The 10,282-nt window shown below is 39.8% G+C and carries 12 protein-coding genes; 7 read left to right on the forward strand and 5 right to left on the reverse strand.

What is annotated here, in order from left to right:
• Positions 1–32 precede the first annotated feature (32 nt).
• The 3 genes from zipA to ACMUMJ_RS04075 all read left to right on the forward strand — a co-directional run bounded on the left by zipA (position 33) and on the right by ACMUMJ_RS04075 (position 3,362).
• Positions 33–995, forward strand: coding sequence for a cell division protein ZipA (zipA, locus tag ACMUMJ_RS04065; protein WP_414677513.1), 963 nt, complete (start codon positions 33–35; stop codon positions 993–995).
• Positions 996–1,084: 89 nt separating this feature from the next.
• Positions 1,085–3,127 (forward strand): NAD-dependent DNA ligase LigA, encoded by a 2,043-nt coding sequence (gene ligA / locus ACMUMJ_RS04070; protein WP_414677514.1) that lies wholly within the window; start codon positions 1,085–1,087, stop codon positions 3,125–3,127.
• Between the two features lies 1 nt (position 3,128).
• Positions 3,129–3,362: a YheU family protein gene (locus tag ACMUMJ_RS04075; RefSeq protein ID WP_414677515.1), complete on the forward strand. Its 234-nt coding sequence runs from the start codon at positions 3,129–3,131 to the stop codon at positions 3,360–3,362.
• 21 nt (positions 3,363–3,383) lie between these two features.
• On the opposite strand, the gene cysE is transcribed toward ACMUMJ_RS04075, so the two are convergent.
• Positions 3,384–4,238, reverse strand: coding sequence for a serine O-acetyltransferase (gene cysE / locus ACMUMJ_RS04080; protein WP_414677516.1), 855 nt, complete (start codon positions 4,236–4,238; stop codon positions 3,384–3,386).
• 103 nt (positions 4,239–4,341) lie between these two features.
• Here cysE and ACMUMJ_RS04085 point away from each other — a divergent pair, with 103 nt between their 5' ends.
• The gene (locus tag ACMUMJ_RS04085; RefSeq protein WP_414677517.1) at positions 4,342–4,677 is read left to right on the forward strand and encodes a hypothetical protein; all 336 of its coding nucleotides are present in this window, start codon (positions 4,342–4,344) and stop codon (positions 4,675–4,677) included.
• A gap of 70 nt (positions 4,678–4,747) precedes the next feature.
• On the opposite strand, the gene mnmC is transcribed toward ACMUMJ_RS04085, so the two are convergent.
• Together mnmC and ACMUMJ_RS04095 are read right to left on the reverse strand one after the other, a co-directional pair.
• Positions 4,748–6,697, reverse strand: a complete 1,950-nt coding sequence (mnmC, locus tag ACMUMJ_RS04090; protein WP_414677518.1) for a bifunctional tRNA (5-methylaminomethyl-2-thiouridine)(34)-methyltransferase MnmC2/FAD-dependent 5-carboxymethylaminomethyl-2-thiouridine(34) oxidoreductase MnmC1 — start codon at positions 6,695–6,697, stop codon at positions 4,748–4,750.
• Positions 6,687–7,244 (reverse strand): peptidylprolyl isomerase, encoded by a 558-nt coding sequence (locus tag ACMUMJ_RS04095; RefSeq protein WP_414677519.1) that lies wholly within the window; start codon positions 7,242–7,244, stop codon positions 6,687–6,689. Before ACMUMJ_RS04095 ends, mnmC begins: the two co-directional genes overlap by 11 nt.
• A gap of 107 nt (positions 7,245–7,351) precedes the next feature.
• Here ACMUMJ_RS04095 and ACMUMJ_RS04100 point away from each other — a divergent pair, with 107 nt between their 5' ends.
• Positions 7,352–7,630: an Rdx family protein gene (locus ACMUMJ_RS04100; protein ID WP_414677520.1), complete on the forward strand. Its 279-nt coding sequence runs from the start codon at positions 7,352–7,354 to the stop codon at positions 7,628–7,630.
• A gap of 26 nt (positions 7,631–7,656) precedes the next feature.
• Here ACMUMJ_RS04100 and ACMUMJ_RS04105 read toward each other — a convergent pair whose 3' ends face one another.
• The gene (locus ACMUMJ_RS04105) at positions 7,657–7,959 is read right to left on the reverse strand and encodes a YciI family protein (protein ID WP_414677521.1); all 303 of its coding nucleotides are present in this window, start codon (positions 7,957–7,959) and stop codon (positions 7,657–7,659) included.
• A gap of 3 nt (positions 7,960–7,962) precedes the next feature.
• Complete coding sequence (locus ACMUMJ_RS04110; RefSeq protein WP_414677522.1) at positions 7,963–8,499, reverse strand: septation protein A; 537 nt, start codon at positions 8,497–8,499, stop codon at positions 7,963–7,965.
• Positions 8,500–8,528: 29 nt separating this feature from the next.
• Here ACMUMJ_RS04110 and ACMUMJ_RS04115 point away from each other — a divergent pair, with 29 nt between their 5' ends.
• Positions 8,529–9,413, forward strand: a complete 885-nt coding sequence (locus ACMUMJ_RS04115; RefSeq protein WP_414677523.1) for a PHP domain-containing protein — start codon at positions 8,529–8,531, stop codon at positions 9,411–9,413.
• Positions 9,414–9,497: 84 nt separating this feature from the next.
• Positions 9,498–10,118, forward strand: a complete 621-nt coding sequence (locus ACMUMJ_RS04120) for an L-threonylcarbamoyladenylate synthase (protein WP_414677524.1) — start codon at positions 9,498–9,500, stop codon at positions 10,116–10,118.
• The last annotated feature ends 164 nt before the right edge of the window (positions 10,119–10,282 follow it).

The raw sequence follows: 10,282 nt of genomic DNA on the forward strand, positions 1-10,282 counted from the left end.
TATAACTTTATTAATGTAATTCGGAAGAAATAATGGAATTTAGCTTGCGTGAGTGGCTAATCGCAATTGGCGTCCTCATAATTATAGTTATTTTGATAGATGGCTATCGTCGTATTAAAAAAGCGAGTGACTTTGAAGGGACAAAAGAGGATGATTTTGTTGATCCTGATGTACTTTTAAAAGACGCTGTTGTAAAGCGAGAGCTGCCCAATGGCGGTGCTCGTCCTGTTGGGAGCTCTGATGCGGTCAATAATGCCTTTGAGGTTGCTAGGCAAACATCAAATGCGCCTTTAACCGATTTGCCCCATAAGCTTGATTCTGGGCCTAGTTTTCACAAAGACGACCACATTCATTTAGATGAACTTGAATCACTTGTTCCAGAGAGGTTAAGTACAGTTGATGACGACGAAGCAAACCGCAGTTATTCAGACAATGAACCTGATTACTCTTTAGGTGACGTTCCAGACGAAGACTTTGAACGTAATTATTCCAAGATTGATGTTGATCAGACCGTTTCAGGCAGCTCAACAGAAGAATTTCTTGCTGAAGATTATGAGGCAGAAATAGAAGAAGTCATTGTGATTAATGCATTCGCTCCAGATAATAAGCCTTTCGAGGGGGTTGAGTTACTTCAATTGGTATTGAACTGCGGAATGCGATACGGAGAAATGGATATTTTTCATCGCCATGAAGATGGTTTTGATCGTGGAAAAGTGCAATTTAGTATGGCGAATGCGATTGAACCAGGTACGTTTGATATTGATTCTATGGGGGAAAAAACCTTTACAGGTGTGAGTTTCTTTATGGGGCTGCCAGGCCCTAAAAATAGCATGATGGCATTTGACTTTATGCTGGAGACATCACAAGCAATTGTTAGAAATCTTGGTGGTGAACTAAAAGACGAAAGGCGTAATAATATGAGTGAGCAATCTACCGCTCATAGTCGCCAGAGAATTCGTGATTTCGAAAAGCGAAGACTATTAAAAAACCAATAAGTATTTACCTTTAAATAAAAAAGGCCATATAAAAGTGGCCTTTTTTATTTTTAAAAATTGAATTCTGACTAAAATTAAAGAGACTAAAAATGATTGATCAGTCAATAAAACCAGTAAATGAGCAAATTATTGAATTGGTTAAGCTATTGAATGATTACAGTTATGCTTACCATATTAAGGACTCTCCAATTGTCCCCGATGCGGAATATGATCGATGTTACAAAGCCTTGCAAGAGTTAGAAACTAAACATCCAGAACTAATTCAAAAAAGTTCGCCCACTCAACGTGTTGGCGAAAAACCCAGTTATGGTTTTGTGACTGTTCCTCATACGTTGCCAATGTTGTCTCTTGATAATGCATTTAATGATGCCTCCCTTATTGATTTTAATGAAAGAGTGAGTAAGTTACTGTCAACCTCTCACATAGATTATTGTTGTGAACCGAAATTAGATGGCTTAGCCATAAGCTTACGTTATGAATTTGGTCGTCTGGTTAGAGGGTTGACTCGTGGTGATGGGTTGTCCGGCGAAGACATTACATCAAACATTAAAACCTTAAAGTCCATACCTTTAACACTTAGAACGGACACCCCTCCAGAAGTGATGGAGGTGAGAGGTGAAATATACATGCCAACAGAAGGTTTTGAGCGTTTAAATGCAACGGCGATCGAGAAGGGCGATAAGGTTTTCGTCAATCCAAGGAATGCTGCAGCGGGTTCTTTAAGGCAATTAGACCCAAAAGTGACAGCCACAAGACCATTGGTTCTATGTGCTTACTCAATTGGCTATATAGAAGGTGGAGAAGAGCTTGATAGCCATTTCGATTCTCTTGCGATTCTCAATAATTGGGGGTTCAGAATCAACCCATTAATGGAAAAGGTTCAAGGGATTGAAGGTTGTATCGAGTATTATGCCAAACTGGAAGCAATTCGAAATGAGTTGTCCTATGACATTGATGGTATTGTCTATAAAGTTGATTCAATTGAAAGCCAAAAACGCCTCGGCTTTGTAGCAAGAGCACCTCGTTGGGCCATTGCGAGAAAATTTCCTGCTCAAGAAGAGATGACCCAAATTGAAGAGATTGATTTTCAAGTTGGGCGCACAGGTGCGATTACGCCAGTTGCTAGGCTTAAGCCTGTTTTTGTTGGTGGAGTAACGGTATCAAACGCCACATTACACAATAAAGATGAAATTACTCGCTTAGGTGTGAAGGTGAAAGATTTTGTTATCATTCGACGTGCAGGAGATGTTATTCCTCAAATTGTGCAGGTTGTTGAAGACAGACGTCCAGAAGACGGTTATAGCGTAATATTCCCTGAACAATGCCCTGTTTGCAGCTCAGATACTGAGCAAGTCTCTGGGGAAGCAACGATTCGCTGTACGGGAGGGCTTGCTTGTTCTGCTCAACGTAAGGAAGCGCTTAAACACTTTGTGTCTCGTAAAGCGTTGGATATTGATGGTTTAGGAGATAAATTAATAGAACAGCTGGTTGAGATGGAGCTAGTATCATCTCCAGCAGATATCTTTTTATTAAAAGATAAAAAATTGGATTTACTAAAGCTCGAAAGAATGGGGAAGAAATCAATTGATAACTTATTGAACTCGATTGAAGCAGCAAAAAATACTCAGTTTAATCGATTTATATACTCTTTAGGTATTCGAGAGGTTGGTGAAGCTACGGCAAGAACATTGGCATCTTATTTTAAAACCTTAGCGGAGTTGATGTCTGCAAACGAAGAGGTGTTAGTTTCTGTTGAGGATGTAGGGCCGATTGTTGCACGCCACATCCGTGTTTTTTTTCAGCAAGAAAGTAATCGAGAGACAATAAACTTGTTATTAAATGCAGGTCTAGTCTGGGAAGAAAAGCCAGAAAGCGATGAATCATTGGATTTGCCTCTTACGGGAAAAATTTATGTAGTGACAGGTTCTCTTAGTCAAATGAATCGCGATGAAGTAAAAAATCGCCTGATTCAGTTAGGCGCAAAAGTGAGTGGTTCAGTTTCTTCTAAAACCAGTTGTTTGATTGCAGGTGAAAAAGCAGGATCGAAATTGACAAAAGCTCAATCTCTTAATCTTCCTATTATGGATGAAACCGAATTAATGGCATTTTTATCTGACTTTGAGGCTTATTAAGATGGACACATTGATTCCTCATGATTCTTTAGAATCAGAAACGTTACAGAGTATTTTAGAAGATGTGGTTACAAGAGACGGGACAGATTATGGAAGTTATGATTTGACGGTAGAGCAAAAAGTAGCAAAAGCTCAAGCTTTACTTAAGTCAAAACACGCTTTTTTATTGTTTGATACCGACAGTGAAACCATAAAAATTCTCTCTAAAGATCAGCTTCAGCAGTATGATCTATAGAGAGAATGGCAGAGTAAAAGGTCAACCCGTATTTTTTTGCTCATTGTTACTGTGTTCAACCGAGCGCATACAGTGATGGATGTTGTGATCCATCACTCTTGATGGTTCTTTTTCCGTATTTCGACCAACCACTTTCGCTGGAACGCCAGCGACGGTGGTATGCGATTCAACGGTCTCAAGCACGACACTACCAGCGCCGACTTTAGCTCCTTCACCTACTTCAATGTTGCCCAGTATTTTGGCACCCGCTCCAATTAAAACACCGCTGCGTATTTTCGGATGCCTATCTCCGTGCTCTTTACCTGTGCCGCCGAGTGTAACGGATTGAAGAATGGAAACATTGTCTTCGATGACGCAGGTTTCACCAACGACTAGGCCGGTACCGTGGTCAAGCATAATCCCTGAACCAATCCTAGCTGCAGGGTGAATATCGACGCCAAAGGCAATGGATATTTGACTTTGTAAATAAAGAGCCAGGCTTTTACGCTTTTTATTCCAGAGCCAATTCGCAATGCGATAGCTTTGAAGAGCGTGGAAGCCTTTAAAGAATAAGAAAGGAGTGGTTAGGCTTTCACATGCGGCATCACGCTCTTTGATCGCTAGGATGTCACGTTCAATCATAGGGACAATTTCAGAGTTTCTGTCTTCCATTGCTTCTTCGAAGACTTCTCTTAGCACCATGGCTTGCAGAGAGGCACTATCGAGCTTATTTGCTAACAAAAAACTTAAGGCAGAGCTTAAACTGTCATGCCTTAAGATTGTTGTATTAAAAAAACTTGCTAGTATAGGCTCATCTTGAGCAAGTTTTTTTGCATCTAATTGTAAAGACGCCCACAAATTATCGGATGTCGTTGTATTGTGTATTGAATTACTCAATCTGTTCACCTATGTTCATTCTAGGGTAGAATATAATTTATGGGTTAGCATGAAACAAAACAAGGGCAAACGCAAACAAAGCGCCCTCATTTCTGGAGAGACTATGACTACCAAAACTGTAGCCGATGCATTGCATGTATTTTACGAACTAAACAGTGCTTTTGCTGATGCGTATTGGGAAACCAATAATATAGATAATAAGGATTTATTCTTTGCAATGAGGTCTTTATTACAAGAAGAGCTAGATGAGTTACATAAACTTAGTATGCAAGATCATATTTATCCATACGAACCGATTAATCCAAGTGTTTTACAACTAAGTGGGAAGCTTGAAAATCTATCTCCAAGGATCGAGTTGATTGTATTACGAACTCAAACAGCGAATAGATTGTCAAATTTATTACCAAGCGTGTTGGAGTTGTTTGGCTCCAATTCGTAATCCACCAGACATCAAAATAAAAAGCTAGTAACAAGCCTTCTATCTCATTCACTTGTTACTCGTTTTTTTGCTATGAAGCTCTCTTCATTTTTCTTATGGTAAATCGAGAAGGGTGGAGTGCTTTTTCAATTTTTCTTTCTAAAGGTGACGGTTCGTTAAGGATTAAACTCGTTAGATAGCAAGCGCTTAATGGCGTAGAAACTAACCCTTTCGATCCATGTCCAATATTGATAAATAGCCCTGATAGAGGCTGAGCTGTCTCTTCAGATTTCCATTTGGCATTCTTTCTTAAATTTTCTGCGTATTTTTCTCTTAGCACTTCTTTATTAAAAATAGGGCCAACAACAGGAGTGTAATCCGTTGTCATACAACGAAATGACGCTCTACCTAAACACTCGCCTTTTTTCTCTAGCCACTTTTTGTCTGGTAATATTTGCTCTAACTTTGTTAGATTTTCTTGATGGTCTATTGCTCGAACGTCGAGGTTTTCATCCTTGAGACTGTAGGTTGAGCCAAAATGGAGCCATGTTTGGTTATTAACCGTAACAGGAGGAGAAACATAACCCTCATGGCATATAACATGCTGTAACAGCGTATTTTCTTCAACTTGTAAAGACGATACTTGACCTCTAATGGCTGCTCTTGGTAGATCTAAAAACGTGTCTGCGATGTTACTGTCATAAGCTTGGCAGAGAATAATATGGGAGAATGTTTCTGTGTGATCGTTAGTATAAGCTTGCCAAAGCTGGGTGTTTTTTTGTTTAAGGTCTATTAATGGTTTGTTTAAATGTACTTTTATATTGTGATGAGCCAAGAGTTTTTCGCAAAGTTCTTTAGGTTTTACCCATCCAGATAATGGGAGAAAGAACTCATTTTTGTTGTTATGTTGATATAAGACTTCTTCTGGATACGTTTTCTCAGTAATGATTTTTTTAAATCGCATGGCTTCTAGGTCTGTTATGGGTTTCTGTACCAAACCGCAATCGTTCCACAGTGATTTAGAATGATCAAAATTGGACAAAAATCGATGTGTATACAAATAGGACGCAAGATAAAAGCGATTTAATGGTGTGTCGTGGTGTGCAAGTTTTGGGTAAATCATTCCTTGTGGGTTACCTGATGCGCCTCCAGCAATATGATCCTTTTCATCCCATACTTCAACTAGGATTCCTCTTTGAGCTAATTGGTAAGCGCAGTGGCTACCAGCAAGGCCTGAGCCGACAACCAATACTCTTTTAGGATTAGAGGCTAATGAACGAACGCTTAACCATGGTGCGTGCTCAGACATTCTCTGTATAAATGTGTTGCTTTGGTTTTCTAATACGCCAGAAAGCATTTCTCTTTTATGGCCAAAGCCTTTGACTTTATTTACCTTAAACCCTGTGGATTGCAAACCTCTACGAACAATGCCTGCTGCGGTAAAAGTCGAGAAAGTTGTTCCCACATCGCTGAGTCTGGCTATTTCTTTAAACAGATCCTCAGACCACATTTCAGGGTTTTTGCTGGGGGTGAATCCATCTAAAAACCAAGCATCAACGTTTGCATTTAATGCCGCAAACCCATCCGATGCTTCACCAAACCAAAGGGTGAGTTGTACTTTTCCTTCACCTAGAGATATACGATGTAAACCATGGCAAATAGTAGGGTATTGAGTAATAAGCTCGTGACTTAATTCAGCAAGCGAAGGCCACATTTGTAGTGCGTTTGATAGCATGTTTTTCGTCAGAGGAAATTTTTCAACTGAAATAAAATGCAAGGTTGCATTTTCTGTTTCCGATTTCCTCCAAGCATCCCAAGCACATAAAAAGTTAAGCCCTGTGCCAAACCCAGTCTCAGCTATGGTAAATGTTGAATTATTCAGATTTAACCAGCGTTGAATGAGTTGATTATTTTGAATAAAGACATAGTCTGTTTCATTTATTCCTGATTGAGTATCAAAATAAATATCATCAAATTGAGTCGATGTCGGCGCACCATTTTCTTTCCAAGTAAGATCGGGAGCCGCCAGTTTATAAGTCATCTGAGCGTACTACTTTCTCTATGACAACAGTGCTTGTTGGAACATTCTGGTAAGGGCCGACCGTTTTGGTGGGAATTTTAGCAATCTTATCGACTACCTCAATACCACTGGTCACTTTTCCGAAAACGGTATAACCAAATCCACCCCTTGCTCCATGGTTTAAAAAGGGGTTATCTACTTGATTGATAAAAAATTGAGACGTTGCGCTGTTTGGATCTTGTGTTCTTGCCATCGCAATTGTCCCACGGTCATTGTATAGACCATTGTCGCCTTCATAGGCAACATTCTTATGTGTTTTCTTACGTTCTAGAGTGGAGGTAAATCCACCGCCTTGAATCATAAATCCAGGCATCACTCGATGAAAAATGGAGTTGTTATAAAACCCTTCATCAACATAACGCAGAAAGTTTTTTACGGATTTTGGTGCTGCTGCGTCATTCAAATCAATTTTGATTGAACCTTGATTTGTTATGATATCGATTTCAGTCGCAAAAGTAGGCAATGACAGTGTTGCGATGGTGAGCGCTGAAAGAATGTTCTTTAGCATGATTTGCTTCCTTATTTTTGAATTGCCATTAATATTAGGGTGTTCATTGGTGTGAGCCAAGTCTTTTAGAAATTGATTTTTATTATTATAGAGCCGGAGGATGGTGTATGAGAAATGTGGATGTAGAAATTGAATATTGTACCCTTTGTCGATGGATGCTACGTGCGGCGTGGTTATCTCAAGAGTTGTTAAGTACGTTTGATGAAGATATAAAAAGCGTTAAATTAATTCCTGTCCAAGGTGGAATTTTTAAGGTTCGTGCAAACGGTACAGAAATTTGGTGTCGCAAAGAAGAGGACGGTTTTCCAGATGCCAAAACACTCAAAAAAAGATTAAGAGACCTTATTGACCCTTTGAGGGATCTTGGTCATCTGGATAAAAAGTAAGTCATCTGGATAAAAGCAAACCACGTTTAAGCGGGCAATACTTGCTTAAACGGTTTTACCGTAACCTGTCTGTAGACTCCCGCAGTGATGTATGGATCGGCATCAGCCCATGTTTGAGCCGCTTCTAATGACGTGAATTCAGCAACAATAATGCTGCCACTGAAGCCGGCTTCGCCTGGATCAATGCTGTCAATCTTTGGATTTGGGCCAGCAAGGACCAATTTGCCTTCTTGTTGTAGCTGATTCAGCCTTTCTAGGTGTGCTGCGCGAGCTTTGCCACGATTTTCTAAGCTGTTTTCATGGTCTTCGCCAACAATGGAATACAACATCGTCTAATCCTTATTTTGTAAATGGGATGATAAATAAATGCCTTGTAAAATAATAAAAACAATCGTCATACCAAGTAAACCAAATAATTTGAAATTCACCCAGACTTCTTCGCTGTATTGAAACGCAACGTATAAGTTGGTCATTGCTGAAACGATAAAAAAGGCAACCCAAGCAAGGTTTAATGTCCTCCATACTTTAAACGGTAATTCGATTTTATCGCCCATCATTCTCTGTATTATGTTTTTCTCGCCAACAAACTGACTGCCAAAAAAAGCCAGAGCAAAAAGACCATTGACGATTGTAGGCTTCCATTTAATAAAGTCTCCATCGCCGAATAATACGGTCGCGCCACCTAATAAAACAACCAGCACCAAAGAGATAATGTGCATTTTTTCTATGGTTTTATGTTTAAACCAACTGTAAGCGACTTGAATAATGGTCGCGGGGATCAATATGGCTGTAGCTATTATGATGTCTCCAGTATATTTATAGACGCCAAAGAAGATAATGATCGGCAAGAAATCGAATAAAATTTTCATATAAAAACCAAATTATGTATGCTGTACGCATGATAACGATCAAAGACAAAAATGAACAGGAGAGGATGAACGACTCTCAACTACACCGACGTGTGGATTTTCACAGCCACTCTACTTTTTCCGACGGCGCTCTTACTCCAACAGAGCTTTTGTCATTGGCTTTCGAACAAAACATAGAGCTATTTTCACTTACTGACCATGATACGATTTCGGGTTTATCAGAAGCAAAAGAAGCGGCTCAAATTCACGGTATAGATTTGGTACCCGGCGTCGAAATTTCAACTTTATGGAAAGGCATACCGATACACATGGTTGCCCTTAATTTCTCAGAAGATAATGCCCCATTAAATGAGATATTAATAAAGAATCAAGAGATACGTCTCGATCGAGCGAAAAAAATTGCCATATTACTGCAAAAGAAAGGGCTTCCGGACTTGCTTGACAGCGCTTTAGAAGAAGCCGGCACCAGTCAAATAGGGAGACCGCATTTTGCCAGAGTTATGGTGGAGCAAGGTTTAGCAAAAGATGCGAATAAAGCGTTTGATCGCTATTTAGGTAATAAGCATTTGGGGCAATTAAGAGACGTATGGCCGGATCTAGAATCGGTTATAAGTTTATTGAGTAAACAGGATATGGAGCTTGTTTTAGCCCACCCTAAACGCTACCCGATCACTCTAACAAAACTTAAAAAACTTATTTATGATTTTGTTAGTTACGGAGGGACGTCTTTAGAAGTGTCGTCAGGGAATGATAAACCAGAGAATGTACGCTTGTTGGAAGGGTTAATTAAAGATCATAAAATAAAAGCGTCGGTAGGAAGTGACTTTCATGGACCTTATGGGCCATGGAGTCAAGTGGGAAAATACACGCCTTTTGATGAAGCACGAATCGACACTGTTTGGCGTCATTGGTAGTCAAACATTCTACTATTAGCCCTATTGCAGCAAGAACATAAGCCATAGCTTTGCTGGAAGATAGGTATTTTTTTGGAGTAATAAATGAGTCAGTTCTTCCAGATACACCCAGAAAATCCTCAAGTACGGCTGATAAAGCAAGCGGCTGAGGTAATTCGAAAGGGCGGTGTCATTGTTTATCCAACCGATTGCGGTTATTCATTAGGTTGTCATCTTGGTGATAAATCGGCATTGGATAGAATTAGAGCGATTCGTCGATTGGATGATAAGCACAATTTCACTTTGGTATGCCGTGATCTATCTGAAATATCGACTTATGCTCGTTTTGATAATGCGTTATACCGTTTGCTAAAACACAATACACCGGGGCCTTATACGTTCATATTTAATGCCACGTCAGAAGTGCCTAGGCGCTTATTGCATCCGAAACGAAAAACCATTGGCATACGTGTCCCTGATAATAAAATAGTGCAAGATTTACTTGCAGAATTAGGTGAGCCAATTATGAGCTCGTCTCTCATTCTCCCAGGAGAAACTATGCCAATGACAGACCCATATGATATTCGAGACACGTTAGAACACGCATTAGATCTGGTTATTGATGGTGGGTACTGTGGTATGGAGCCAACAACGGTAGTCAAAATGGATACGGATGACGTAGAAATTTTACGTGTCGGTGCAGGAGACCCTTCTCAATTTGAGTAACGGCCTCATCTCTGCAACTAAAAAGTAGCTATAACTGAAAAGTAAGCGTCCGGCAAACCACACCTTGAGTATGTTTTTTGATCTATCGCATCTTTGTGATGCTTTAGAGATGCAAGCTGACCATTATGTCTCTAAAGTGTTGTTCAGACAGAGAGCAATGGATG

Origin of the sequence: Marinomonas phycocola (assembly GCF_047525455.1) — a bacterium.
Lineage (GTDB): Bacteria > Pseudomonadota > Gammaproteobacteria > Pseudomonadales > Marinomonadaceae > Marinomonas.